At 69.6% G+C, this 26,070-nt stretch carries 21 protein-coding genes, 4 tRNA genes and 2 pseudogenes; 14 read left to right on the top strand and 13 right to left on the bottom strand.

What is annotated here, in order from left to right:
- Positions 1-7: 7 nt before the first annotated feature.
- Entirely contained in the window at positions 8-439 is a 432-nt protein-coding gene (locus FHR37_RS24370) for a hypothetical protein (RefSeq protein ID WP_092885525.1), read from the top strand.
- A 334-nt stretch (positions 440-773) separates the two neighbouring features.
- Here FHR37_RS24370 and FHR37_RS24365 read toward each other — a convergent pair.
- The 5 genes and pseudogenes from FHR37_RS24365 to FHR37_RS24345 form a co-directional block, all read right to left on the bottom strand.
- Positions 774-1,680: pseudogene (locus FHR37_RS24365) on the bottom strand (IS5 family transposase).
- 542 nt (positions 1,681-2,222) lie between these two features.
- Positions 2,223-2,299: transfer RNA gene (locus FHR37_RS24360), tRNA-Phe, on the bottom strand.
- A 35-nt stretch (positions 2,300-2,334) separates the two neighbouring features.
- Positions 2,335-2,408 (bottom strand) — tRNA-Asp (locus FHR37_RS24355).
- Between the two features lie 53 nt (positions 2,409-2,461).
- Positions 2,462-2,534, bottom strand: a tRNA-Glu gene (locus tag FHR37_RS24350).
- Positions 2,535-2,734: 200 nt separating this feature from the next.
- A complete protein-coding gene (locus tag FHR37_RS24345) occupies positions 2,735-4,603 on the bottom strand; it encodes a metallophosphoesterase family protein (protein ID WP_092889074.1) in 1,869 nt (622 codons plus the stop codon).
- A 102-nt stretch (positions 4,604-4,705) separates the two neighbouring features.
- Here FHR37_RS24345 and FHR37_RS24340 point away from each other — a divergent pair, with 102 nt between their 5' ends.
- Complete coding sequence (locus tag FHR37_RS24340; protein ID WP_202884560.1) at positions 4,706-5,107, top strand: metallopeptidase family protein; 402 nt, start codon at positions 4,706-4,708, stop codon at positions 5,105-5,107.
- Between the two features lie 134 nt (positions 5,108-5,241).
- On the opposite strand, the gene FHR37_RS24335 is transcribed toward FHR37_RS24340, so the two are convergent.
- Entirely contained in the window at positions 5,242-5,766 is a 525-nt protein-coding gene (locus FHR37_RS24335; RefSeq protein ID WP_139239190.1) for a GreA/GreB family elongation factor, read from the bottom strand.
- A 197-nt stretch (positions 5,767-5,963) separates the two neighbouring features.
- Here FHR37_RS24335 and FHR37_RS24330 point away from each other — a divergent pair, with 197 nt between their 5' ends.
- Complete coding sequence (locus FHR37_RS24330; protein ID WP_237769083.1) at positions 5,964-6,497, top strand: flavin reductase family protein; 534 nt, start codon at positions 5,964-5,966, stop codon at positions 6,495-6,497.
- Between the two features lie 12 nt (positions 6,498-6,509).
- On the opposite strand, the gene FHR37_RS24325 is transcribed toward FHR37_RS24330, so the two are convergent.
- Complete coding sequence (locus FHR37_RS24325) at positions 6,510-7,985, bottom strand: dihydrolipoyl dehydrogenase family protein (protein WP_175542793.1); 1,476 nt, start codon at positions 7,983-7,985, stop codon at positions 6,510-6,512.
- Positions 7,986-8,108: 123 nt separating this feature from the next.
- On the opposite strand from FHR37_RS24325, the gene FHR37_RS24320 reads away from it, so the two are divergent.
- On the top strand, positions 8,109-11,582 hold the full coding sequence (locus FHR37_RS24320) for an AfsR/SARP family transcriptional regulator (protein ID WP_139239189.1): 3,474 nt from the start codon (positions 8,109-8,111) through the stop codon (positions 11,580-11,582).
- Between the two features lie 28 nt (positions 11,583-11,610).
- On the opposite strand, the gene FHR37_RS24315 is transcribed toward FHR37_RS24320, so the two are convergent.
- A complete protein-coding gene (locus FHR37_RS24315; protein ID WP_092889061.1) occupies positions 11,611-12,534 on the bottom strand; it encodes an alpha/beta fold hydrolase in 924 nt (307 codons plus the stop codon).
- A 147-nt stretch (positions 12,535-12,681) separates the two neighbouring features.
- Here FHR37_RS24315 and FHR37_RS24310 point away from each other — a divergent pair.
- Positions 12,682-12,757, top strand: a tRNA-Lys gene (locus tag FHR37_RS24310).
- 222 nt (positions 12,758-12,979) lie between these two features.
- On the opposite strand, the gene FHR37_RS24305 is transcribed toward FHR37_RS24310, so the two are convergent.
- Complete coding sequence (locus tag FHR37_RS24305; RefSeq protein ID WP_139239188.1) at positions 12,980-13,396, bottom strand: hypothetical protein; 417 nt, start codon at positions 13,394-13,396, stop codon at positions 12,980-12,982.
- 406 nt (positions 13,397-13,802) lie between these two features.
- On the opposite strand from FHR37_RS24305, the gene FHR37_RS24300 reads away from it, so the two are divergent.
- Complete coding sequence (locus FHR37_RS24300) at positions 13,803-14,069, top strand: hypothetical protein (protein ID WP_092889055.1); 267 nt, start codon at positions 13,803-13,805, stop codon at positions 14,067-14,069.
- Positions 14,070-14,101: 32 nt separating this feature from the next.
- Here FHR37_RS24300 and FHR37_RS24295 read toward each other — a convergent pair whose 3' ends face one another.
- Positions 14,102-14,806 carry a hypothetical protein gene (locus FHR37_RS24295; RefSeq protein ID WP_139239187.1) on the bottom strand — a complete coding sequence of 235 codons (705 nt, stop codon included), beginning with the start codon at positions 14,804-14,806 and terminating at the stop codon, positions 14,102-14,104.
- A gap of 129 nt (positions 14,807-14,935) precedes the next feature.
- Here FHR37_RS24295 and FHR37_RS24290 point away from each other — a divergent pair, with 129 nt between their 5' ends.
- Positions 14,936-15,511, top strand: a complete 576-nt coding sequence (locus tag FHR37_RS24290) for a hypothetical protein (RefSeq protein ID WP_139239186.1) — start codon at positions 14,936-14,938, stop codon at positions 15,509-15,511.
- A gap of 161 nt (positions 15,512-15,672) precedes the next feature.
- On the opposite strand, the gene FHR37_RS24285 is transcribed toward FHR37_RS24290, so the two are convergent.
- Positions 15,673-16,407: a hypothetical protein gene (locus FHR37_RS24285; protein ID WP_139239185.1), complete on the bottom strand. Its 735-nt coding sequence runs from the start codon at positions 16,405-16,407 to the stop codon at positions 15,673-15,675.
- 49 nt (positions 16,408-16,456) lie between these two features.
- Between FHR37_RS24285 and FHR37_RS24280 the strand changes: the two genes are divergently transcribed.
- The gene (locus FHR37_RS24280; protein WP_092889046.1) at positions 16,457-16,999 is read left to right on the top strand and encodes a hypothetical protein; all 543 of its coding nucleotides are present in this window, start codon (positions 16,457-16,459) and stop codon (positions 16,997-16,999) included.
- Positions 17,000-17,020: 21 nt separating this feature from the next.
- On the opposite strand, the gene FHR37_RS24275 is transcribed toward FHR37_RS24280, so the two are convergent.
- Entirely contained in the window at positions 17,021-18,304 is a 1,284-nt protein-coding gene (locus FHR37_RS24275) for an FAD-dependent oxidoreductase (protein WP_092889043.1), read from the bottom strand.
- A gap of 318 nt (positions 18,305-18,622) precedes the next feature.
- Here FHR37_RS24275 and FHR37_RS24270 point away from each other — a divergent pair, with 318 nt between their 5' ends.
- The gene (locus tag FHR37_RS24270; RefSeq protein WP_092889040.1) at positions 18,623-21,517 is read left to right on the top strand and encodes an MFS transporter; all 2,895 of its coding nucleotides are present in this window, start codon (positions 18,623-18,625) and stop codon (positions 21,515-21,517) included.
- 73 nt (positions 21,518-21,590) lie between these two features.
- Here the strand turns inward: FHR37_RS24270 and FHR37_RS32040 are convergent.
- Positions 21,591-21,662, bottom strand: a pseudogene (locus FHR37_RS32040) (BBE domain-containing protein); the annotation flags it as partial.
- A gap of 153 nt (positions 21,663-21,815) precedes the next feature.
- On the opposite strand from FHR37_RS32040, the gene gdhA reads away from it, so the two are divergent.
- From gdhA to FHR37_RS24240, 5 genes are all read left to right on the top strand, one after another.
- Entirely contained in the window at positions 21,816-23,165 is a 1,350-nt protein-coding gene (gdhA, locus tag FHR37_RS24260; RefSeq protein ID WP_092889037.1) for an NADP-specific glutamate dehydrogenase, read from the top strand.
- A 76-nt stretch (positions 23,166-23,241) separates the two neighbouring features.
- Positions 23,242-23,412, top strand: a complete 171-nt coding sequence (locus FHR37_RS24255; RefSeq protein WP_175542792.1) for a hypothetical protein — start codon at positions 23,242-23,244, stop codon at positions 23,410-23,412.
- 236 nt (positions 23,413-23,648) lie between these two features.
- On the top strand, positions 23,649-24,398 hold the full coding sequence (locus tag FHR37_RS24250) for an alpha/beta hydrolase family protein (protein ID WP_202818375.1): 750 nt from the start codon (positions 23,649-23,651) through the stop codon (positions 24,396-24,398).
- 75 nt (positions 24,399-24,473) lie between these two features.
- Positions 24,474-24,914: a very short patch repair endonuclease gene (locus tag FHR37_RS24245; RefSeq protein WP_202818374.1), complete on the top strand. Its 441-nt coding sequence runs from the start codon at positions 24,474-24,476 to the stop codon at positions 24,912-24,914.
- A gap of 47 nt (positions 24,915-24,961) precedes the next feature.
- Positions 24,962-26,062, top strand: a complete 1,101-nt coding sequence (locus FHR37_RS24240; protein ID WP_202818373.1) for a DNA cytosine methyltransferase — start codon at positions 24,962-24,964, stop codon at positions 26,060-26,062.
- Positions 26,063-26,070: the final 8 nt, after the last annotated feature.

The raw sequence follows: 26,070 nt of genomic DNA, 5'->3' as shown, positions 1-26,070 counted from the left end.
CTCGCTGGTGACGTTCGTACTGGCGATGTTGATTGGCCTGACGGCATACCTCTTCGGCACCGTCCACTGGGTGATCGCGCTTGTCCGGCGAGGCTGGCGACAGCCTGCCGGATGGTTCGCCGGCACCGGCGTGTTGCTCCTGCCGCCGACCGCCCTCACCTATTTCGCAGGTGCGTTCGCCGGCGGGCTCGACGTGCCCGAGGAGTGCGGGCTGTCCGGCCACATCTACGACGGCGACTACGCCCTCGCCCATCGCAGCGACATGTTCCCGCTGAGCCACCCGTGCAACGCCGAACACGACTTGGTCTCCGGTTGGGTCAACCCCACGCTCGCTGTGCTGACACTCCTGATGGTGGGGTGCGCAGCCACCGCGGTCGTTCTCGCCCTCAGGCGGCGACGTCGCCCGCCGGCCGGTACCGCGACCCGAAAGGAACACTGATGCACCCAGTCGGCTCGACGCCAGGCCGCCTCGGACATCCCCAGCGCCATCCACGCAGTGCCGCGGATGTAATCCCATGAGGCTGCCGGCAATCACGATCTTCACAGCCCCGGCATTACTACTGCGACCCCGGGAACTGGCTGATGTCGACGGACTGATCAGGCTCTTCTAGGACGGCGCCCCGCGCCGTTGGACCAATTCGAGGGTCCATGTCGCGCTCGGGGCGGTGGCCTGGGTCCGGGAACAGCAGAGCGGATGGGAAGCAAGGAACCGCTTCGGGCTCGCCGTCGTGGAGCTCGAGACCTCCGGTGACGGCTGACGGCCAGTGGGCCACCTAGGGCGTGTCTCCCAGTTCGCGTAGCCAGGTGATGATCGCGCCGAGTACGACGCCGCCGCGGTAGGTCAGGGCGAGCTTGTCGTACCTGGTGGCCAAGCCTCGCCACTGCTTCAGGACGTTGAAAGAACGCTCGATGACGTTGCGCCCCTTGTACGCCTCGGCGTCGAACGTCGGTGGTCGGCCACCCTTGGAGCCCTTGCGTTTGCGGTTTCCTGTCTGGTCGGACGGTTCGGCGATCACGGCGGTGATGCCACGGGAGCGCAGCAGCGCCCGGTTGCCGCGGGAGGAGTACGCCTTGTCCGCCAGGACCGCGTCGGGTCGGGTCCGCGGGCGCCCTCGACCCTGCCTGGGTACGCGAATCGCCTTGAGCAGGTTCGCGAACATCGGCGAGTCGTTGGCCTGGCCGGGCCCGAGCAGCAGCACGAGCGGGCGGCCCTTGCCGTCGCACAAGTGGTGAATCTTCGTGCTCAGGCCTCCGCGGGAGCGGCCGATGGCGTGGTCAGCCGGCTCGATCCGCAGATTCGTGTGATTCGACAGTTCCCCCTGTGCCAGTGGCGGGCCTGGTCAGGTTGGTGCCGTGCTGGTGCGCGCGGTTGATCGTCGAGTCCACGCTGACCGACCAGTCGATGTCACCGGCCGCGTCGGCGTGCGCGAGCAGCGCGGTGTGGATCCGGTCCCAAGTGCCGTCGCCGCAGAACCGGCGATGCCGCTTCCAGACCGTCTGCCACGGCCCGAACCGCTCCGGCAGGTCACGCCAGGCGATGCCGGTCCGGAACCGGTACACGACACCCTCGACGATCCTGCGGTGGTCCCGAAACCTGTTGCCCCGCTTGCCGTCCGAGGACGGCATCAAGGGCTCGATCAGCTCCCACTGGGCATCGGACAGCACGGCTGAACGCGACATCGGTCAACCATCGCAGCCCGGAAGGCCGACATTCGGGAGACACGCCCTAGTCCTCAAGCGCCCGGGTCTCAGCTCTCCGTCGGGCGAGGTCGGCTACTGGACCGCGGCGCACGCACGCGGCCGGGGAATTGCCCCCCAAGGCAGTACGGGCGCTCACTGACGGGGCCTTCACCGCCTTCGCGGACGATGGGCGGAGCGCCTCGAACTGCGGCACCAGGTGAAGCGGCTTCCGCGCACGATTGGCAGGTTCACCGCCCGGTGCCGCCGTCGACGCTGAGACACTCACTGCCGCGCACCTGGTGGGATCAGAACCCGATGGCGGCACTACGCACATGGCCGTAGGTCGAGAGCGCTCCACGGACGCATTGGACGCAACCGCCACGCCCCTGCGGCGACCTTCCGCTTCAGAATCAGCTGTTGACAGATCGATGACCAGGCACGATGCCGCCGTTGGTCTCAGTCTTCGGGCTTGGTGGTCTCAGTTGCAGCGGCTCCCGACAGGCATCTGCCGGGAGCCTCTAAGCCGCTGACCTGGGAGAATGTGGTGGGCAGGGGCGGGGTCGAACCGCCGACCTTCCGCTTTTCAGGCGGACGCTCGTACCAACTGAGCTACCTGCCCATACAACAAGGTGATCGGCTGTGCCGATCACCCAGCGACCCCGACGGGACTCGAACCCGCGGCCTCCGCCGTGACAGGGCGGCGCGCTAACCAGCTGCGCTACGGGGCCATCGTCATGCTTTGTTGCCTTGCGACGTTGAATGCTATCGCACCCATCGCGCGTGCCCCCAACGGGATTCGAACCCGTGCTACCGCCTTGAAAGGGCGGCGTCCTAGGCCTCTAGACGATGAGGGCAAGTCCAGCCGGATCTCTCCGCCGTCAGGGACCGCACAAGTGTATGGGTAGGCCGTCGGGCGGGCCAAACCGGGCACCCTCGAGTGTCCGAGCCGCACAAGACACCCTCGCTGACCTGCGGATTCGTCCGATCAGGACCGATCCGTGGCGGATCCGGGGTAGGCGAAGGGGGGGCAGAGATCAGGGGCCGCCCGGCCAGATCATCCCGGGTTCGGCCGGCCCTGCCTGGCCGGCGCACCGGCCGGCGACGAGGTGTCCGACGGAGAGGCGGGCGGCGATCCCGCCGGAGTCTCGCCCGGCGTCTCCGTCGGCTCGTCGGTCGGCCACCGGGTGATCGTCGGCGTCGGCAGCGGCGAGTCGGGGTACGGCCCGGTCGGCGTGGGCACCGGGCTCGGCGTGGTCGCCTTCTCCGGCCTGACCTGGTGGCGTTCGATCTGGGCGGACGTCAGCCCGAGGCCGCCGAGGGTGATCTCGTCCCAGGCCTCGAGTTCCTGCGTCGACTTGTCGAGATACAGCACCGACATCTCGATCGGCGCGGGGGTGGACTTCTCCAGCGCCCGCAGCCCGGCGCCGCCCGTCGTCCCCTCCTGCATCATCAGGCTCCCCTTGGGCAGCGTGAGGTTCAGCCGCTTGTGGGCGTGCCCGGTGAGGATCAGGGACGCCTTGCCGTCGAAGCTCGAGGCGCCCGCGCTGTCGTGGAAGACGATCGCGTCGACCGCGGGCCGCGGGTTGAGGATCGGCTCGCCGTTCGGCCCGACCGTCTGACCGGGCGAGGGCGTCTCCCCAGGTGTGGCCCCGGGCGTGGCTTCAGGAGTCGCGCCGAGCGTCGGCTCAGGAGTCGCTCCGGCCTCCGCGGACGGCTTGCCCTTGTGCGACACGTCGTACTTGTCGGCGACCCTCCCGAGCCCGATCGCCTGGCGTACGACAGCCTCGGTCTCGGCCGGGATGTTCCGGTTGCTGCGGTCGGGGGTGAAGCGTGGATCACCCGCGCCCAGGAACGTGATCCCCTTGACCGTGCGTACCGAGCCGTCCAGCACCACGGCGTTGGGCAGCGCCTTCATCGCGTCCTCGGTGACTGTCGAGTCGTGGTTGCCGCGCACCCAGACGTAGGGCACCTTCAGCGACGGGATGCGGTTGAGGAAGACGTTCTCGGCGACGGTTCCGTGGTCGGTGATGTCGCCGGAGTCCACGATCACGTCGACGCGGTACTGCTTGACCACGGACGCGATCACGTCCCAGGCGTGCTCGCCGAGGTGCAGGTCGGACACGTGCAGGACGCGGGTGACGCCGGAGTCCGGCTGGTACGCCGGCAGCGTGGCGGTGACGTCGTACAGCTTGGTGACGTTCGTGACCAGCCGCACGAGCTCCTTGGAGTACGCGTCGAAGTTGTGCGCCAGGTCCTCCGCGTCGCCGATCAGCGACGGGGCGCCGGTCAGCAGCCCGGTGTAGCGGGGCTCGGAGATCGCCCGCGGATGCAGGGTGAGCCCGGCGAAGGAGTAGATCCCCGCGATCGCCACCGCTGCCGCCCCGCCTGCGACCAGCGTCGGGCGGGGCCGCCGGACCGCGATCAGCGTCACCAGCATCGCGCAGAAGGTCCCGGCGACCAGGCCACGCCCGGCCGTCGCGTACACACCCCTGCGGACGTCGTTGATCACCTCGCCCTCCAGCCCGGCGAGGAGGGTCGGGTCCTCGAAGATCTGCTTGGCCGCGTCCTGGTTGATCCGGTCCACGGTCACGTCGAGTTGCAGCGGCCCGTCGTGGCTGTTGATCGTCAGCGTCCCGAGGGGCGGGAGCGACAGGACCGACTCGCCGTGCAGGGACGGCACCAGCCGCATCGACGTCTCCACCGGGCCGATCGGCCGGCTGGTCGTACCCAGCACCGCCATCCCGAACCACGCGCCGGCGCCGGCGAGCAGCACCACCCCGGCGACCATGGCGGGCTTGCGGAGGTACGCCCCCAGCAGGACGAGGAGTTGCGCCACCGCCCGTACGGCGGTGGTCACCGTGCGCCTGAGCGCGTCCGTACGGGCGGCGAGATCGGATTCGGGAGGCTGGGGCTGGTCAGGCATCCCCACCGTTGTACCCCACGCCGCCCACACCGTCGTCCGCAGCGGCGGGGGAGCCGGGATCCCCGCGGCCAGGTTGCCGCACCTGATCCGGTTTTCCCGAGCATGATCAAGCGCCCGGCCGGGACCGCCTCGTTGTGCTCGAATGAGTACGTGCTGGAGATCTCCCGGGAGCAGTTCGAGGAACTCGTCGGTATCGCCTTGGACGAGGTGCCGCCCGAGCTCGCCGCGCTGATGGACAACGTGGCGGTGTTCGTGGAGGACGAGCCGCCGGCGGGGGAGCCGGACGACCTGCTCGGGCTGTACGACGGGACGCCGCTCACCGACCGGGACCACTCCTACGGCGGGGTGCTGCCGGACCGGATCACGATCTTCATGCGCCCGACGCTGCGGATCTGTGAGACGTACGACGACGTGGTGGACGAGGTGCACGTCACCGTCGTGCACGAGATCGCACACCACTTCGGGATAGACGACGCCCGGCTGCACGAGCTGGGCTACGACTGAGCCGGCGCTACGACTGAGCCGCCGCTACCGCTGAACCGGCTGAACCGGCCGAGCCCGAACGTGACGGCACCCGCCGGTCAGGACCGTCACGGTCTCGACCGGCGGGTGCCGGTGGTGCTTCTCAGGCGGCTGCGTCAGCTGCCGGCCACCTGCACGATCTCGACGCTGAGCTCGCCGACGGGTGCGGCGTAGGTGACCTTGTCGCCCACCTTGTGACCCATCAGCGCGCGGCCGAGCGGGCTGGTCGGGGTGAGCGCGACCACATCGTCGGCCTGTTCCTCGATCAGTCCCACCTGGTAGGTCTCGGTGCTGCCGTCGCCGAAGCGGAGCGTGACGACGGATCCCACCGCGACCGTGTCCTCGGGCGCGTCACTTGCCACGGTCGTTGCCGACAGCAGGTCGTGGATGCGGTTGAGCCGTCGGTCGATGGACTCGATCTCGATCTGCTGCGTCGCGAAGGACGCCTGGTCGACGAGATCGCCACCGGTTTCGCTGCCCTGCTCGGCGACGAGCTCTGCTCGCCGGGCGGTGAGGTCGATTTCGTCCTGCTGCAGCCTCTTGCGCGCCGATGCGGAGAGCTGGTGCATTTGATGGTCGAGGACACTCACGGCGACCACACTCCCTTTTACCCCCAGACGTGCCCGCGGGCAGGCGTACACACACCTGTTGAGACCCCGGTACCCCGTCGTCAATGAAGGCACCCATCTTCTCACGGCGAACGCGTTCGCGCTGCTACGTGTCAATGCTTGGACGCCGTACGTGAGTACCCGGTTACGCACTGCTGGGAACGAAAAGTGTCGAAGTGGAACGCCGCCCGGGGTGAAATGTCGCGGCCGGACCGGGCAGAGTGAGGGGCGTGTCCGAGACCGGAGGCGAGATCCACGCCGAGCACCCGTTCCTGCCGCCCCCACACGAACGCAACCCGGTACGCCGGCTCCGCGGTCGGCTGGCCGCACCGGTCACGTTGTGGACGGCCGCACTGGGTTCGCGGCGCGCGGGACTGCCGGTGTCCGGCCTGGTCGTCGCGGACGGCGAACCCGGCAAGGTGCTCGGCCTGGTCGACGAGGACTCCGACCTGTGGCCGGTGGCCGAGGCGTCGGGAAGGTTCGCGTTGTCGGTGCTGCGCTGGGAGCACCGGTCGCTGGCCGACGCGTTCGCGGGGGTGATGCCCGCGCCGGGCGGGGCGTTCCGGCTCACCGAGTGGCGCGACACCGACTGGGGCCCGGTGCCGGTCTCGGCGCAGACCTGGGCCGGCTGCCGGGTGCTGGACACCCGGCCGATCGGCTGGGCGCTCGCCGTCGAGGCCGAGCTGGAGCACATCGAGCTCGGCGAGGAGAACGACCCGCTCCTGCACCGGCGCGGCAGGTACTTCACCCCGCCGGGCGAGTAGCTAGGACACGCCCTACATCCCGTACGTCTCGAGCAGTCGCAGCCAGACCTCGCTGACCGTGGGGTACGCCGGGACCGCGTGCCACAGCCGGTCCAGCGGCACCTCGCCGACGATCGCGATCGTGGCCGCGTGCAGCAGGTCGCCCGCGCCCGGGCCGACGGCGGTGAACCCGACCGGGACCAGCCGCTCCTGGTCGACGACCAGCTTCGCGTGCCCTGAGTAGCCGTCGACGTAGAGCGAGGCGCCGGCGACGTTGCCGATGTCGTACTCCGCGACTCGTACCGTGATCCCTTGGTCGATCGCGGCCTGCTCGGTCAGCCCGACGGTCGCCACCTCCGGGTCGGTGAACACGACCGCGGGCACCGCGCCGTGGTCGGCGGTCGCGGCGTACGGCGACCAGGCGACAGGCGCGGCGTGCTCGCCCTTGGCCCGGGCGGCAATGGCGTCGCCGGCGATCCTCGCCTGGTACTTGCCCTGGTGGGTGAACAGCGCACGGTGGTTGGTGTCGCCCGCGGAGTACAGCCAGCCGCCCTCGACGCCGCTGACCCGGCAGCTGTCGTCGACGTCGAGCCAGGTGCCCGGCTCCAGCCCGATGCTCTCCAGGCCGAGCTCGCCGGTGGAGGGTGCGCGGCCGGTGGCGGCGAGGATCTGGTCGACGACGATCTCGCCCTGGTCGGTCTTGATGCTCAGCGGGCCCTCGTCGCCCTCACCGCCGCCGGTGCCGGCCAGCCGGGTGACCGACTGGACGGTGATGTTGGTACGGATGTCGATGCCGGCCTCGGTGTGCGCCTTCGCGACGTACTCACCGGCGAACGGCTCCAGCGAGGGCAGCATCCGGTCACCGGAGACCAGGAGCGTCACTTCGGAACCGAGGTCGTTCCACGCCTGGGCCAGCTCGCTGCCGACCGGGCCGGCGCCGATGACGGCGAGCCGGCGCGGCGCCTCGCGCGCGCTGGTCGCGTCCCGGCTGGTCCAGGGGCGGATCTCGCGCAGGCCGGGGATGTCGGGGATGCGGGGGAGCGATCCCACGCAGGCGGCCACGGCGTGCCGGGCTTCCAGGGTGCGTTCCTCCCCGCCGTTGTCGCCGGCTCCGTCGCCGCCGTCGTTCAGCCGTACGACCACCCGCTTGGGCCCGTCGAGGCGGGCGCGGCCCTTCAGGACGGTGATCCCGGCGCCGTCCGCCCACTCCCGCTGACTGGAGTCGTCCCAGTTCTTGGTGAACGAGTCACGGCGTTCGAACACCGCGGGCACGTCGAGCTCACCGGTCACCGCCGAGGAGGCGCCCTTGACGTTCTTCGCCGCGCGGAGCGCCTCGCCGCTGCGCAGCAGCGCCTTGCTCGGCATGCACGCCCAGTAGGAGCACTCCCCGCCGAGCAGTTCGGACTCGACGATCGCGGCCGACAGGCCTCGTTTGACGACGCGTTCGGCGAGAACCTCGCCCACCGCGCCGCCGCCGATGACGATCACGTCGTAGGTGTTGTCTGTCATCGGTGCGTGACCTGCCTTCCGGGAGAGATCAAGGTTATGAGAGTAGTTACCGTTTCCTTCTGCGACCAACCACTCGGGAGCCACGGGCGTCGGGTAGGGGTCAGGACCTGAAAGGCTTGGTGCGTGCACGTTCGGATGTTGGGCCCGCTGGAGCTGCGGGACGACGACGGGCGACCGGTCGAGATCGGCGGGTCGCGGCTGCGTGCACTCCTGATCCGGCTCGCCCTGCACCCGGGCGCGATCGTCACGGTCGAGGCGCTGATCGACGGGCTCTGGGGTGAGGAGCCGCCGTCCGGGGCGCTGAACGCGCTCCAGTCGCTGGTGTCCCGGCTCCGGCGCGCGCTGCCGTCGGGCGGTCCGGGTGCGGCGCTGATCCAGTCGCACCCCGCGGGCTACCGGCTGGCGGTGGCTCCCGATCACGTGGACGCGCACCGGTTCGAACGCCTCGCCGCGAGGGGGCGGGCCGCGCTGGCGGCGGGGGAGTACGCCGAGGCCGCGGCGGTTCTGCGTACTGCCGAGGATCTGTGGCGCGGGCCCGCGCTGGCCGACGCGGTGGACGCGCCGTTCGCCGAGGCGGCCGCGGCCCGGCTGGCGGCGCTGCGGCTGTCCGCCACCGAGGACCGGCTGGAGGCCGACCTCGCCTGCGGCCGGCACGCCGACGCGCTCGCCGAGCTCGAACGCCTCGCCGCCGCCCACCCGCTGCGCGAGCGGCTGCAGGGGCAGGCGATGCGCGCGCTGTACGCGGTGGGGCGCCAGGCCGACGCGCTGGCGACGTACGAACGGGTCCGGGGCGCGCTGGCCGACGAGCTGGGCGTGGACCCGGGCGCCGAACTCGCCGACCTCCACCTCGCCGTGCTGCGGCAGGACCCGAAGCTGCTGCCGGCGATCGGGTCCAACGGGTCGGCCCGCGCGCAGGAACCCGCCTCGGACCCCGACGCCGGCGCGGAGGACCTCTCGCACGACGTGGGTGAGCGGGGCGAGCAGTCGCGGACCAACCTGCGCGTACCCCTCACCAGCTTCGTCGGCCGCGACGCCGAGCTGCGCAGCCTCGGCAAGCTGCTCACCGAGGAACGCCTGGTCACCGTGGTCGGCTCCGGTGGCGCCGGCAAGACCCGGCTGGCCCTCGAGCTCGCCGCCCGCACCACGCCCCGCCCTGCGGAGGAGACGTGGTTCGTCGAGCTCGCCGCGATCGCCGAGCCGGGTGAGGTGCCGCAGGCGGTCCTGTCCACGCTCGGCGTGCGCGACCTGGCGTTGCTGGCGTCGTCGCAGCTGACCGGCGCCCAACTGGAGACGGTGCCGGTACGCGACCCGGTGACCGTGTTGGTGGAGGCGTTCCGCGCGAAGCAGATCCTGCTGATCCTGGACAACTGCGAGCACCTGGTGGACGCCGCCGCCGCGCTGACCGACCGGCTGCTCGGCGCGTGCCCGGGGCTGCGGGTGCTGGCCACCAGCCGGGAGCAGCTCGGCGTGCCCGGTGAGCGCCTCTATCCGATCCCGCCGCTCGGCCTCCCGCCCGAACCCGAGCTGGCCGAGACCAATCCGGACGGCCCGGCGCACGGCCTCGGGCATCCGGTGAGCTCCGATCTCGCGACCTCGGACCAGGTGGCGGCCGCGTTGGCGTACCCCGCGGTCAGGCTGTTCGCCGACCGTGCGGTGGCGGTGCGCCCGGAGTTCGAGGTCACGCCGGACACGCTGGGCTCGGTGGTGGAGATCTGCCGGCGGCTGGACGGCATCCCGCTGGCGATCGAGCTGGCCGCCGCCCGGCTGCGGTCGCTGTCGGTGGGCCAGATCGCCGCCCGGCTGGACGACCGGTTCCGGCTGCTCACGGCCGGTCGGCGTACCGTCCTGGCGCGGCACCAGACGCTGCGCGCGGTGGTGGAGTGGAGCTGGGACCTGCTGGATGAGCCGGAGCGGATCCTGCTGCGGCGGCTCGCGGTGTTCCACGGCGGCGCGACACTGGAGTTCGCCGAGCTGATCTGCGCCGACGACGTCGACTGTGCCGGCGACAGTGACGCCCCCGCTGCCGCCGGCGGCGACCTGCCGCGGGACGCGGTGCTCGACGTACTCGCCGCGCTGGTGGACAAGTCGCTGGTGGACGCGGTGCTCGACCGGCCGCGCGGTGGGTTCGGAGACACCGGCACGGGTGAGGTGCGGTACCGCCTGCTGGAGACGGTCCGGGCGTACGGACTCGAACGCCTCACCGAAGCCGGTGAGTCCCAGGCGATGCACGCCGCGCACGCGCAGTGCTTCGCCCGCCTGGTCGAGGAGGGCGTCCCCTACCTGCGCGGCGGGCTGCAGGTGGAGTGGATGGCGCGGCTGCGGGCCGAGCACGACAACGTGCTCGCGGCGATGCGTACTGCCGTGGACTCCGGAAACGCCGATCTGGCGGTACGTCTGGTCGCGGGGTTCTCGTGGTTCTGGTTCCTGGAGGGGCACCGGGCGGCGGCATCGAACTGGACCCGCGCCGCGCTCGGCGTACCCGGGGACGCACCGCCCGGACCGCGTGCCCTGCTGCTGATGCTCGCCGGGTTCGGCTACCTCACGGCCGGGGATCCCGACGCCTGCAAGCGGTCGCTGCGGGAGGCGCTCGCGCTCGTCGACGCGCCCGGGTCGAGGATCCGCGACGAGTTCCCCGAGCTCGGCCTGCTGGAGTCGATGGCGCTGACGTTCGAGGGCGACGGCGAGGCCGGGCGACGCCGGCTGGAGGCGGTGTTCCCCGCGCTGCGGCCGTGGGGACAGGCGATGGCGAAGCTGTTCCTCGGCAACATGGAGGACAACGCCGGCGACACCGATGCCGCCGAGGCGCACCTGCTCAGCTCCCTGGACCGGTTCACCGAGCTCGGCGACAGGTGGGGGCGGGCGTCCGCGTTGCGCAGCCTGGCCGGGTTGTGGGGGAGGGCCGGCGGGCACGCCCGGTCGATCAGCGCGCGGGAGGAGGCGCTCGCGCTGCTGCGGGAGCTCGGCAGCGACGCCGACCTGCCGCTCGCGCTCACCCAGATCGCCGGTGACCGTGCCCGCTCCGGTGACCTCGCCGGCGCGCGGTCCGACCTGGACCGGGCCCGTGCCCTGGTGGACGCCGGGCAGGTGCCGGAGCTGGCGGTGTGGGTACGCCTGGGCGAGGCGGAGTACGCGATCCGAGTCGGCGACCTTGCCGAGGCGAGGCGGCACGCCGAACTCGCGCGCGCCGACCTGGCCGGACGCGGGCCCACGCCGCTGCCGATGCGGATCGTCATCATGGCCGGGCTGGGGTTGGTGCTGGCCGCGGCGGGCGCTGTCGAGGTGGCGGCGGACGTCCTGCGGGACGCGCGGGGCTTCGCCGCGAACGGGCACGACCGGCCGATGCGGGCGATGGTCGTGCACGCGCTGGCCGCGGTGGCGTACCGGTCGGGCGACACTTTGCGGGCCGCTTCGCTGATGGGCGTGGCCGAGGCCGTGCGCGGCGGGCCCGACCGCAGCGGCGCGGACCCCGGTCGTACGGCGGAGGAGGCCCGGTCGCTGCTGGGCGCGGAGGCGTACGACGCGGAGTACGCGCGGGGTGCGGCGATGTCGGACGAGGAGATCGTCGCGCTGCTCGCGCCGTCGGAGTCTTCTTCCTGATCCTGGTCGATCCCTGGTTGATCCCTGGTCAGCCTGCGCCGAGCACGGCCCGGAGCTTCTCGGCGAACGCGCGGGGCCGGCCGAGGTAGCCCGCGTGGTCGCCGGGGAACTCCACGAACTCCGCGTACTCCCGTCCGAGGCGTTCGGCCAGCACCGCACCCGCGCGGTAGGGGTAGTGGGCGCTGCTGCGCTCGCCGCCGCCGATGACGAGTCTCGTGCCGGCTCTGGCTGCGGCTCGCAGCGCGGCGACGTCCGGCTCGTAGCGTACGAACGCCAGCATCTCCGTGCCCAGGAACATGTCGAAGTTGCCGGCGAACCTCTGCACGATGTCGCGGTCGGGCGGAAGCTCGGGGTCGTACTCGAAGTCCTGCTCACTGCCCGCGTGGTCCGCGTTGAACGCGGCCATTGCCTGCTCGGTGCCGTCGGTGCGATGAAGAGCGCGAAGTTCCTCGAAGCGGGCCAGGTGCGCTGACGCGTCGGGGAGCACGGTGACGACCGGCGGCTCGTGCGCGACGAGGGTGCGTACGCGGTGCGGATGGCGGGTGGCGAGGTCGAGGGCGATGATCGCGCCGCCGCTGCCGCCGAAGACGTACGCCGGGGCGGGTTCCTGGTCGTCCTGGTCGTCCTGGCCGGTGCCGCCGAGGAGGTCCAGGAGGGCGAGGGCGTCTGCGATCTGCTCGCCGATCCGGGCCTGTTGATGTGGGCTGGCGACGGTGCTGCGGGAGTTCCCACGTCGGTCGTACGTCACGACGCGGTAGTCGCCGGCGAGCGCCGGGCCGATGGAACTGTAGAAGCCGGCGTCGCCGAGGCCGCCCGGGATCAACAGCAGGAGCGGGTTGCCGGAGCCCTCGAAACCCCAGGTCTCGTAGTAGAGATGAGCACCCGGCACCTCGAGTGTGCCGGCCGCCTTGCGCGGGCGGGTCGTGGCGGGGCCGGCGTTCTGGCTGGTCATCCGGGTTCCTCTCGGCGTGAGCGGCGACGTCCGACGACCACCGTGGCCGGAGGCGCTGAGAAACCGCGTACATCCCGCTGACGCCCGCGCCGCCCGTGCGCCCAGGCGGCAACCGGGCCGTCGCGCCCGGTAGGCTGCCGGATCACCGGGCCGTTAGCTCAACTGGCAGAGCAGCGGACTTTTAATCCGCGGGTTCTGGGTTCGATCCCCAGGCGGCCCACCACCCGCGCAGGTCGGCGGGGGCTAAGCGCATCCCGCTCCGGCGGGTGGCTTAGGCAGCAGCTAGGGACAGCCCAGCCAAGCTGCCCACCGCGCCGGACGAGGCTACGGGCCGCCACTCTCCCGGACCAAGCCAGGACACCGGCCAAACCCTCCGGCCCTGGGTCTTGGGTTGTTCATCGGCCGCAGCCGGACTCCAGGTCGAGGGCGATCTCGATTTCGCGGATCAGCCCTCGGCAAACTCCCGGTCCGCAGCCGCCACGACGGCGGCGAGCTGGTGCGGGTACAACCGTGCACGAATAGCCGCCATCCGCGTGAGGTCGCCCGCGGCCTGGGCCTCCAGGAGCTGAACGAGCACCAACTCGGCCTCTGCAGCGGACAACTCTGGTGCCGGCTCGGCCACCCAGTACCAGCAGGCATCTTCTTGCCGTGGCCATCCCGGGACCCAGGCCACCTGCCGTCCCAACGCCACATCGGCCCACGCCTTTGCTGCATCCGCTTCCAACCGGCCGCAGCTGGCGATGACCGTCCCATCGACGAACAGCTGCCAGCCATTCAACAACTCCGTTACCAGGATCAGTTCGACCCGGTACCAGCCTGGCGCCTCCGCACAGACCTGAGAGTTCTGTGTCACCGATGCCACCCCACAGAGCCTGTCCAACTGGTCGCACCGCTTCTGTGCGACGGACTCCAGGCCTCCGTCTTCACCCTCGCCGCTTCGGCACTTCGACACGCCAGGTACCGGACGCATGAAGCACGACTCACGAGCTCTTCGGCAACACCAGCGCCAGGTCCAGGGGATGCGCCCGGCGATCGCCCCGGCCACCTGCGCCGGCTCCGGAATAGGGTGCGCGCTCCGCCGCCGGAGCCCTAGCGAGAGCCGCCGGGGCGATCGTCCGCGACGGTACAGGACCCAAGCGATAGCCGCCGCACATATAAGCCGCACATATAAACAGCCTCTTCAGCAGCAAATCCCGGCTGGAAATGCGTGCGTAGACTGGACTTTCGTCCATCTGAACCGGCGAAAACCGAAACAGAGCCCCCCAAAAATGCCGCAAGACAAGCACGCCGCCGATGGCCGGCGGCCCGAACACTCCACCGACGGCATTAAGCCGTCCGAGATCGACCAGGCCGTGAGGGCCCAAGCCCATCACCTCCTCAGGCAGGGAGACCGCCGCCTCGAGGAGATGGGATACCTCGACCCCGACCACCCCAACGGCCACCGCAACCAGGGCGCCGGTGCGCACTGTCGACCAGCCGACGGCCACCACCCGACCAGGCCGGGGTCCGACGGGGACACCGACCCCGATCGCTGAAGGCCAGTCGATATCTCGAGGAACGTTGATTCCTACTCGTGGGCGCCCGCCAACCCTGCCCAAGCGTGGCGCGTACTCTCGAAGACATGCCTATCGGGAACGATGGCCGGCGGCACGAACCGGACCAAACATCCCGAGCCCAGCGAGTCGCGTCGACTTTTCGGCAGCGGGCCGCCGACGCACGCACGGTCACCGCACAGTTGCGCCGGGGGGCAACGGAAAGAGCCAAGCTCCTCGCCGCGCACGCCGGTGAGGCTGCCGTGCGTCGCCGTCAGGCCGCTGAAGAGCGATTGCACGCCGACGACGAACGCGAACGCTCCGCCAAAGACCGCAGCCGGATGGCGCACCTTCGTACTCTCGCGGCCGATGCCCGTCACCGGCTGGAGGAACTGCGCTTCATCCAGGCCAACGAACGATCGCGTGCCGCCGACGAACGCGACCACATCGCTGACCTGCGTGACCGCGACGCCGATAAGCGCGACCGCGCCGCTGACCAGCGTGAACGGATCGCTGATGAACGCGACCGGATCGCCGACGAACGCGAAGGAGAAGCCGACCGGCGCCAGCGACTCGCCGACGACCAAGAACAAGTCGCCGACGAACGCGACCGCGACGCTGACCACCGCGACCGGCTCGCCAACGAACGCGACAAGGCCGCCGACGACCGCGACCGCGACGCTGACCAGCGCGACCGGCTCTCCGGCGGCCGCGAACAAGTCGCCAACGAACGTGAACAAGGCGCTGACCAAAATGAACGCGAAACCGGCAAACAGAGCGGCCCTCGCAGTCTCTGAGGCGCCAGGGCGTCCGGCCTCTCCGTTCAACAAGCCGATACACCCGCAGCCGCGCCCAGGAGGTTCCCCGAAATGACCCAAGCACGCCGGATCGCGGAGAACCTGCGCAAGCGAGCCGTCGACACGCGTGCGCTCGCCGAACAGTTGCGCAACCGTGCAGCCGTGCAAGGCGCTCAAACCGCCCGGAACCGCGCAGCCAGAGTCGGGGAAAAAGGGGATGAGGCCCTTCGCCGTCGCGAGCGCGCCGCTGCCGACTACACCCAGGCCGCGAGCGACCGGGCTCTCAAAGCCAATTTTCTCCGTCTCGCCGCCGAAGCCCGCCGTCGGCTCGTCGAGCTGGGACCCCTCGACCTCAAAGAGCGCCAACGACTCGCTAACGAACGCGACAAGGCCGCCGACGAACGCGACCGCATCGCCGACCAGCGTGAAGCCGAAGCCAACGAACGCGACAAGGCCGCCGACGAACGCGACCGGCTCGCCGACGAACGTGACCGGCTCGCCGACGAACGTGACCGGCTCGCGGGCGAACGCGAAGATCTGGCCGAGGAACGGGGTCGGGCCGCCAACGACCGCGACCAGGCAGCCGACGTGCGCGACGAAGCCGCCGATCGGGACAATGCCACCATCCAACACCGCACAGACACGTAGCAAGCCCAACCTCCGCGCGCTTATGGGCGAGACTGGCTGCTGGATCCCCCGACGCCCGACAGCCCAAGCCACAAAGTGGAACCGACGCCAACGGTGACGCCAACACACCCGCTCTACGCCGCTCAGCACACATCTGACCAAGATCACGATGAGCGTGAAGATCACGCCATGCGCGATATGCCAGACCTGAAACGCAGACGGTTGGTCGCGCGAGGAGCCCCGGGGAGGTCCACCAAACTCCGCAGGTCTGAGCGATCAGACGGCCCGCGGAGCGGCGTACAGTCGACGGCATGCCCACCACAGAAGGTTGGCAGCACGAACCCGGCCAAATCCCCCGGCTGCAGCGAATCGCCCTGGAGTTCCGGCAGCGAGCCACTCAGACACGTGTGCTCGCCGCGCGGTTGCGCAGGGGAGCGGCGGAGAGAAGCAAGCTTCTCGCGGCGAGTGCTGGTGAAGCAGCCGCGCGCCGGCTTCGCGCGGCAGACGAACGAGGGCGTGCCGCGGACGAACGTGAACATGACGCCAAGGAACGGAGCCGGACCGCTTACCTTCGCGGACTCGCGTCCCAGGCCCGCCGTCGGCTGGAGGAACTGCGATTCGTCGAACGGACCGAGCGGATGCGCGCCGCGGAAGAACGCGACAACCTCGCCGACCAACGCGACCGCGAAGCCGACGAACGCAACCACGTTGCCGACCAGCGCGAACGGGACGCCGACGAACGGGAGCGCATCGACGACCAACGCAACCGGGAAGCCGACCAACGTGAACGAATCGCCGACGACCGCCAACACCTGGCCGACGAACGCGATCGCGACGCCGACCATCGCGACCGCGACGCAGCAGAACGCGAACAAGCCGCCGACCATCGAGAAGAAGTCGCCGGCGAACACGAACAACCGACCGACTGTCAACACCACGTTGACAACCGCTGATATTCGACCCGAAATGTCCCAGGAACACAGTGCGGAGACCCTGCGCAGACGAGCCGCCGAGAAGCGCGCGCTCGCCGCGCAGTTGCGTACGCATGCGGCCGCGCAACGCGCTCAGGCTGACCGGAGCCGCGCAGCCCGCTTGGCGGCAGGTGGCCAGGCATACCTCCGGCCGGACCAGGCCGCGGCGGAGCGGGCACAGGTCGACCGATCTCTCAAAACGCAATATCGACGTCTCGCCGCCGAGTCACACCGTCGACTCGCCGAACTGGGATCCATCGATCCCAAGGAACACCGACGAGTCGTCGACAAGCGCGACCAGGACGCCGGCCACCGCGAAGCCCGTGCAGATCAACGCGAAGCCGATGCCGACGAACGCGAACGCCTCACCGACGAACGCGAACGCCTCACCGACGAACGCGAGCGGGTCGCCGATGAACGCGAGCGGGTCGCCGATGAACGCGAACGCCTGGCCGAGGAACGTGAACGGGTCGCCGACGAGCGCGACCGGGTTGCCGATGAGCGCGACCAGACCGCCGACAATCGCTCGAGCACGTAGCGGGTACGACCCGTCCCCAGGTCAGTGGGACGCCGGAAGGTCGCCCGGCACGATCGCACCGTGCGCGCGCAGCGCCTCGTGGATGTCGGCCAGGTCGAGCTGTTCCGGCTCGACGCCGGACTGGGCGGACAGCGCCGCCATCACGCCGGCGGCCTGCCCCATGGCCATGCAGGAGGCCTGAACGCGGTAGGCGGAGTTGGCTTCCTGGTCGCCCGACGCGCACCGCCCGGCCGCGATCAGCCAGCTGCTGTCGCGCGGCAGGAGTGCCCCGCGCGGGATGGTCGGGAACGTGCCCTTGGTGAGAACGCGGTAGTCGATGCCGTGGCCGCTGGGCCGGTGCACGTCGATCGGGTAGAAGCTGTAGCAGACCGCGTCGTCCCACAGTCGGCCGCTCACGTAGTCGTCGACGGTGATCCGTTGCTTGCCCGCGATGGTGTACGTCTCCCGGATGCCGCACTCGGACGCGAAGTAGTCGATCGTCAGGCCTTCGAGTCCTGGTTGGGTACGCAGGAAGCGGAAGACCCGCATCAGCCCGGCGCGGCCCTCGACCTCCGCCTCGGACCGGCCCCGGCTCGTGCTGCCGTCGACGCCGGGGATGTGCATCGAGTTCCGCCCCCGAAACCTCAGGAACCCGCGTACGCCGTCCTTGTGCATCGTCAGGTCGGTGGGCCGCAGTTCCTCGCGTACGACGGCCTCGGCACAGGCTCGCTGCAGCGCGTCGTAGTCCAGCGACCCGGCGTCGTATCCGCTGAAGCACGCGCTGTACGTCGCGGGCTGGCGTTCGGCGTTCTGTTCGCGTTCGAAGCCGGCCAGCGCGACCGCGTTGGCGTCTCCTGTGCAGTCGACGAGGACGCGTGCGCGCTCCTCGTACAGGCCCTCCTTGCCGCACAGCGTGAGGCGCCACTCGGCACCGTCTCGCCGGACGGCGCCGAGCATGGTGTGGAAGCGCAGCGTGGCACCCGAGCCGAGCACGGCCTCGTCGAGCAGCGCGGCGTAGATCTCGCGGCGCAGCTGGATGCTCAGCTTGTACGCCGGCCGGTCGAAGTCGGCGAAGTCGGGCAGCTCGTCGCCCGCGACCTCGACGGCACGCCGTACGACCTCCCACCCGATGCCGGCGATCACCTGCGTACCCCAGGCGTGGAAGAGCCCCGGGATGTCGATCGCGGCGGCGGTCGTGGTGCCGCCGAGGATGGCGTTCTTCTCCACGAGCAGGGTCCGCGCGCCCAGCCGGGCCGCCTGGATGGCCGCGGTCGCACCCGCCGGGCCGCCCCCGATCACGACAACGTCGTACACGTCGTAGCTCATGCGGCACACGATCTCACGTGGGCCGGAGGCCCCCAGGCGCGGAACAAGGCGGCCGTTCGGCCGGGACCGCCTGCCTGGTCCGAACGGGTGAGGACGCCTCGACGCAGGGTCAGGTAAAGACTTCTTTTGCACAAACGTGCGCCAGTTCACAAGTAGTTGTGTTGTCTAAGCAACCCCTGCGCCGCATAGTTGACCTGGCTTAACTTGCATGGAGCAAGCAACAGATAGTGCCAGGCGCACTACCGAAGAGACGTCGAAGTTCGAGATACACCAGCCGCGACGGGGTGGGCGGAGTGTGCGCGGCAGCGGAGGGGACGGATGAGTAACGCGGTGCAGAGTACGGCGAACCGGACAGCGGACGCGGAGCCCAAGAAGCAGGCAGCAGGCCAGTCCCAGGGCCAGACCCAGTCCCAGGGCCAGGCCCACGGCCAGCTCAGTCACGGCCAGATCCTCACCATCATCTCGGGCCTGATGCTCGGGATGTTCCTGGCAGCCCTGGACCAGACGATCGTCTCCACGGCGATCCGTACCATCGCCGACGATCTCAAGGGCCTGAACATGCTGGCCTGGGCGACGACCGCCTACCTGATCACGTCGACGGTGAGTACGCCGCTCTACGGCAAGCTGTCGGACCTGTGGGGCCGGCGGCCGCTCTTCCTGGCCGCGATCACGATCTTCGTGATCGGCTCCCTCGCCTGCACCTTCTCCCAGTCGATGGTCCAGCTCGCCGGCTTCCGGGCGTTCCAGGGACTCGGCGCCGGTGGCCTGATGTCGCTGGCGTTCGCGATCGTCGGCGACATCGTGCCGCCGCGTGAGCGGTCGCGGTACCAGGGCTACTTCATGGCCGTGTTCGCGAGCTCCAGCGTTCTCGGCCCGGTGATCGGCGGGTTCTTCGCCGGCCAGTCCGAGCTGATCAGCCTCGCCGGCTGGCGGTGGGTGTTCCTGGTCAACGTGCCCATCGGCGTCATCGCGCTGATCGTGGTCGCCCGGGTGCTGCACGTCCCGCACGTCCGCCGCGACCACCGCATCGACTGGCTCGGCGCGATCACGATCGCGCTCTGTGTCGTACCGCTGCTGATCGTGGCGCAGGAGGGCCGGGACTGGGGCTGGGGGTCCCGGGACGCGCTGCTCTGTTACGTACTCGGCGGCATCGGCCTGATCACCTTCATCCTCGCCGAGAAGCGGATGGGGGACGACGCGCTGATCCCGTTGCGGCTGTTCAAGTCCCCGGTGTTCTCGCTGATCTCGTCGGGCGGCTTCTTCATCGGTATGGCGATGTTCGGGGCGATCGCGATCGTGCCGCAGTACCTCCAGATCGTGAAGGGCGCCTCGCCCACGCACTCGGGGCTGCTGATGCTGCCGCTGATGGCCGGCATCATGACCGGCTCGCTGTCCTCGGGGCAGATCACCGCCAAGACCGGCCGCTACAAGATCTTCCCCCTCATCGGCACGGTCCTCATGACCGTTGGTCTGGTGCTCTTCCACCAGGTCGCGTGGGACACCCCGCTGTGGCAGACCGACATCTACATGGCGGTGGTCGGCCTCGGCCTCGGCCTGTGCATGCAGACCCTCACCCTCGCCATCCAGAACGCCGTCCCACCCCGCGACATGGGTGTCGCCACCTCGTCCTCGATCTTCTTCCGCCAGATGGGCGGAACGCTCGGGACCGCGGTCTTCCTCTCGCTGCTGTTCAGTACGGTCGGCGACAAGATCGCGAACGCCTTCCGTACGGTCAGCCAGACGCCGGCGTTCCAGGCCGCGGTGCACGACCCGAAGGTGCTGGCCGACAAGGCGAACCAGCCGGTGCTGGCGATGCTGCACGGCTCCGGCGGGGGCGGCGGCGCGGGCGCCTCCGGCGTGCTGCAGGACTCGTCCTTCATCCAGCGGCTCGACCCGCGGCTCGCCGTGCCGTTCCGGATGGGCTTCTCCGACTCCATGGACCTGGTGTTCCTGTCGGCCGCCTTCGCTCCGATCGTGGCGTTCGTACTGCTGGCGTTCATGAAGGAGATCCCGCTGCGTACGCAGTCCGGGATGGCGGCACGGGCCGCGGAGGAGGCGGGTACGGCCGCGGACGACGAGAGCGTGACCGCCGTGCAGGCAGAGACCCCGGAAGCGGTGAGTACGACTGCTGTGCGGGCGGAGCCGGAGTTCGGCCACGAGCCCGCGACCTCCAACGGTCACGTGAACGGTCATGCGAACGGCAACGGTCACGTGAACGGCAACGGTTACGGATACGCGGCGAGCAACGGTCACGCGGAGGCGGGCAGCAACGGCCACTCCGGCGCGAACGGTCGGCACGCGCTCGCGGACGGGGAGGACTTCGGTCAGCTCCTCCGGGTGCGGCGCCCCCGGGCTGAAGGCGCACCGACGACCAACGGATCATCCGTCACGCCGCACGACGACGACCTTGACAGCGATGACGGCCACGACGGCCACGATGATCACGACGGCCACCGGATCGGCGGCAAGGTCCTCCGTCCGGACGGCAGTCCCATCTCCGGCGCCGCGCTGACCCTGATCAATCTCGACGGCCACCAGGTCGCTCGCGCTCTCACCGACCGGTCCGGCGGGTACGCGGTTCCGGTCCTGTCGGCCGGTACGTACGTCCTGATCGCCTCGGCCGGCGCGTACCAGCCGCAGGCGTCGACGATCACCACCGACGGGGGTCCGGTGGCGATCGACCTGGTGCTGTCCGGCAGCACCCGGCTGTACGGCACGGTATCCGTCGGTGGCAGCGGCGCCCCCGTGCCCGACGCGACGGTGACGCTGACCGACCAGAGCGGCGAGGTCGTCACCTCCCGGGTCACCGGCGCGGACGGGAGCTATGAGCTGGAGGGGCTGGGCGGCGGTCACTTCACCCTCGTCGTCAGCGCCGCGAACTACCGTCCGATCGCGACCGGTGTCACGGTGCCGCAGGGTGGCGAGGAGCGGCTGGACCTGCAGGTGGAGGGCGGTGGCCGGTTGACCGGCGTCGCCCGGTCCGGGAGGCACGGCCATCCGATTCGCGAGGCGCTGATCACCTTCGTCGACTCCTCGGGCGCGGTGCTCACGACCACGGTGACCGACGCCGATGGCAGCTACACCCTCGAGGACCTGCCCGCCGGCGACTACACCGTGATCGCCAGCGGCTATCCGCCGGTGGCCAGCTCGGTCCGGGTGGACCCCGCGGCCGAGGGCAGGCACGACGTCGAACTCGGTTACCCGAACGTCTGACCTATGGCGGTGACCTTCTCGCCGCCCTGACCTCCGGCCCGGCCTGGTGCCGGGCCGGTTGTCATGTCGGTTGTCATGGCCGGACGTTGTGGTTGCCGGCGAACAGGTTGCCGGGGTCGTACCGTCGCTTGACCGCCGCGAGACGCTCGTACGTCTCCGGCGGGGCATGCGGTGATGATCAAGGGGAGACTCCGGCCGGATAGCCTCGACGGGCGATGGTGCCGGCCTCGGCGCCGCCGTTCTCGACATCCCCACTCGGCTGGTGTCCACAGCCGAGCCGACGTGTGCTGGAGATGCCATGCGCGACCTCGACGACAAGCTCCACGACATCTATGCCGAGGTGCTCCGCCGGAATCCCGGCGAGGGGGAGTTCCACCAGACTGTCCGGGAGGTCCTCGGCAGCCTCGGGCCGGTGGTCGCCAAACATCCGGAGTACGCCGACGACGCCGTCATCCGCCGGCTCTGCGAGCCCGAGCGGCAGGTCATCTTCCGCGTGCCCTGGGTCGACGACGGCGGCCGGGTGCAGCTCAACCGCGGTTTCCGGGTGCAGTTCAACTCCGCGCTCGGGCCGTTCAAGGGCGGTCTGCGTTTCCACCCGAGGGTCTACCTCGGGATCGTCAAGTTCCTCGGCTTCGAGCAGATCTTCAAGAACGCGCTCACCGGGATGCCGATCGGCGGCGGCAAGGGCGGCTCCGACTTCGACCCGAAGGGCCGGTCGGACGCGGAGGTGATGCGTTTCTGCCAGTCGTTCATGACCGAACTGCACCGGCACATCGGCGAGTACGTCGACGTTCCGGCCGGTGACATCGGCGTCGGGCGGCGCGAGATCGGCTATCTGTTCGGGCAGTACAAGCGGCTGACCAACCGCTACGAGTCGGGCGTACTCACCGGGAAGGGCCTGGCCTGGGGTGGCTCGCAGGTGCGCCAGGAGGCCACCGGATACGGCGCGGTCTTCTTTGTCAACGAGATGTTGAAAGCGCGTGGCGAGACGTACGAGGGAAAGCGCGTCGTCGTATCCGGCTCCGGCAACGTTGCCATTTATGCGATCGAGAAGGTGCACCAACTCGGCGGCACCGTGGTCGCGTGCTCGGACTCCGATGGCTATGTCGTCGACGAAAAGGGCATCGATACCGAGCTGCTCAAGGAGATCAAGGACGTACGCCGGGGCCGCGTCCGCGACTATGCCGATGCGCGTGGCAGCGGGGTCGACCACGTGGCCGGCGGGTCGATCTGGGACGTTCCCTGTGACATCGCGCTGCCGTCGGCGACGCAGAACGAACTCGACGAGGCCGGCGCGGTCACGCTCGTCAAGAACGGCTGCCGGGTCGTGGGTGAAGGGGCGAACATGCCTGCCACGCCGGACGCGATCAGGGCTTTCGACGACGCCGGGGTGGGGTTCGCGCCGGGAAAGGCCGCCAACGCGGGTGGCGTCGCGACCAGCGCGCTGGAGATGCAGCAGAACGCCTCTCGCGACAGCTGGACGTTCGAGCACACCGAGGAGCGGCTCGAGGAGATCATGCGCGCCATCCACGATCGGTGTGCGGAGACCGCGGAGGAGTACGGCAGTCCGGGCAACTACATCGCGGGCGCGAACATCGCCGGCTTCATCCGGGTCGCCGACGCCATGCTCGCCCTCGGCATCATCTGATCCGCGTACGAAAGCGCCCTGGGAGGCATGTCCGCGGCCTGTGGACCGCGGGCATGCTCGGTGCCACCGTGTGGACATGAGTGCGGTGGTGGTCTGGATCCTGATCGTCGTCGGACTCGCGGTGCTGCTGGTGATCGGGTACCTGAAGCAACGACGCGAGGTCGACGGCCGGTGGGCCGACAAGTCCGAGTGGCGCAAGTACCAGAAACCGCGGCGAGAGAGCCGCTGGTTTCCGCCTAGTCTCTAGGGTCTAACGCGGGTCGCGGATCGCGCCGAGGATGAGGTCCAGGCCGTACTCGAACGCCTGGTCCTGGGTGAACTCCGGCACGTCCTCGCCGAACGACCGCAGCACGGGTTGCGCGTTGTCGGCGGCCGGGTGGGGTCACCGTCGGAGCGGTTCCGGGTCAAGGCCGCGGACGGCGTGACCGACCTCTGGGGATCCTGTGGCAGCCGTACGGGCTGGATCCGCGTCGGCGCTGTGCGGTGGTGGACAACCCGTATCCCGGTCCGCAGACGCAGCGCGCGCTGGCGGCGTTCAGCAACGCTTTCACCGGCCAGCCGGAGGCTCTGGCGGCGCTCGGCTTCGCGGTCGTCGCGCTCGACGAACGCGGGACGCCGGGCAGGGACAAGGCGTTTCACGACGCGTCGCACGGCGACCACGGCGAGGCCTGGCACGTGGAGGATCACGTGGCGGCAATCCGCCAGCTCGCTGCTCGCTATCCCTGGCTGGACGCTGGGCGGGTCGGGGTGTTCGGCTCGTCGGGAGGCGGCTTCGCTGCGGCTCGCGCCATGTTCACTCGGCCGGACTTCTACCGCGTCGGCGTGTCCATCTCCGGCAACCACGACTGGAGGCACTACATCCCGGCGTGGTCGCACCTCTATCTGGGCAAGGCTGGGCGGTGGGCCGACGTGGACAACGCGCGGGTGGCCGAGGACCTGCGGGGGAGGCTGCTACTCGTCCACGGCGAACTGGACGACAACGTGCTGCCATCCCAGACCCTCCGGGTGGTGGACGCACTGATCGCCGCGGACAAGGACTTCGACCTCCTCGTCGTCCTAGGCGAGCACCACGCCTCCTGCACGGCGAACCCCTACGTCACCCGCCGCGTCTGGGACTATTTCGTACGCCACCTCCTCGGCGCCACCCCGCCCGAGTATGTGCCCTCCATCCCCTCCCGCTCGACGGGGATGAACCGCACGGATGAGGCTGCGCCAACGCAGGCTAGGCACTGATTGCCGCTGGTGCAGAAGGCCTGCCTAGCGGGCGCGGTCCCCGGCCGAGATTCCAGGGCCGGCTAACGTAGGCCTATGGTCAGCAAGGCGAGTCGCGGGTCCTTGCCTACAACTCCCGCAACCTCCGGCCGTATGAGTCGGCAGGCCAGCCGCAACACCGCAGTCGAACGATCACTGCGATCCACCCTGCATCGTGCGGGCTACCGCTTCCGAATCCATCAAAGGCCACTCAAGGGCCTACGGCGCGAAGCAGACATCGTCTTTCGGAGGGCCAAGGTCGCAGTCTTCGTCGACGGATGCTTCTGGCATGCCTGCCCCATTCACGGGACGTGGCCAGCGACCAACGTGGAGTTCTGGCGGACCAAGATCGAGGGGAACGCCGCGCGGGACCGTGAGACGGACGCCAGACTCAAAGCCGCAGGTTGGGAGCCCGTCCGAGTATGGGAGCACGAGGCGGTGGAGGAGGCCTCGCAGCGTGTCATGGCTGCAGTTCGCGATCGCCTGTCGAACGCTTGAGCGAGCCATGCCCCGGTTTGTCCCCGGTGGGCTCTAAGCTTTCTGTCGTGGATGCTTCGATGATCGACCTCTTCGCTGGCTGCGGCGGCATGACCGAGGGCTTCCGCCAAGCTGGCGGCTACAAGCCTGTGATGGCGGTCGAGTGGGACCCGTATGCAGCGTCCACATATGCCGCCAACTTTGGTGAAGACCACATCCGGTGCGCCGACATTGCCGAGGTCGACGCCCCCGGCATCGATGTTGACGTCATAATCGGCGGGCCTCCCTGTCAGGGGTTCTCCAACCTTGGCAGCAAGGATGTCGATGATCCTCGCAACAAGCTGTGGAAACAGTATCTACGCTTCGTGACAGAAACTCGTCCGAAGGTCTTCGTCATCGAGAACGTCGAGCGGTTCCGCCGCTCGGCTGAGTTCGAGCTTCTCAAGCAGGAGGAGCACGGCGGCTTGCTTGACGAGTACAAGCTGACGTCGGGTCTGCTGCTCGCAGCCGACTATGGCGTGCCGCAGAGGCGACCTCGAACGATCATCATCGGCTCGCGACTAGGGAAGGCCATTCCGCTTCCACCTGCCACTCATAGTGAGAACGGTCGAGTCCCGGGGACCGAGCCGTGGCGCACAGTGGCGGACGCCATCACCGGACTACCGTCGAAGCCGGCGCATACGACATTGCCCACGTCGACCGTTCGGTTCTTCGAGAGGGACGTCCCGGGTATTTTCAAGGCGGCAGATCTCCACATCGGGCGCCAACCGACGCAGCGGTCGCTAGAGCGTTACGACTGCATCCCGCCAGGTGGTGGCCGATTCGACCTGCCGGATCATCTGCTGTCGAACTGCTGGAGGAACAAGCGCACCGGGACGACCGACGTAATGGGCCGCATGCGTTGGGATCGCCCTTCGCTCACGATCCGCACTGAGTTCTTCAAGCCCGAGAAGGGCCAGTACCTGCACCCGCAGTGGGACCCCAACGATCCGCAGAACCGGGTCAACCGTGTCATCACCCACCTGGAGGCGGCGCGGCTCCAGGACTTCCCGGTCTCGTTTGTTTGGTGCGGCTCAAAGATCGAGATCGCCAAGCAGATCGGCAACGCCGTCCCCCCCGGCCTGGCTAAGGCGATCGCCACTCACCTGCGGCAGTACATCGAGGCGTGAAGGAAAAT

This window comes from Actinopolymorpha cephalotaxi, from assembly GCF_013408535.1.
Lineage (GTDB): Bacteria > Actinomycetota > Actinomycetes > Propionibacteriales > Actinopolymorphaceae > Actinopolymorpha > Actinopolymorpha cephalotaxi.
This window is presented reverse-complemented; position numbering and strand designations above follow the sequence as displayed.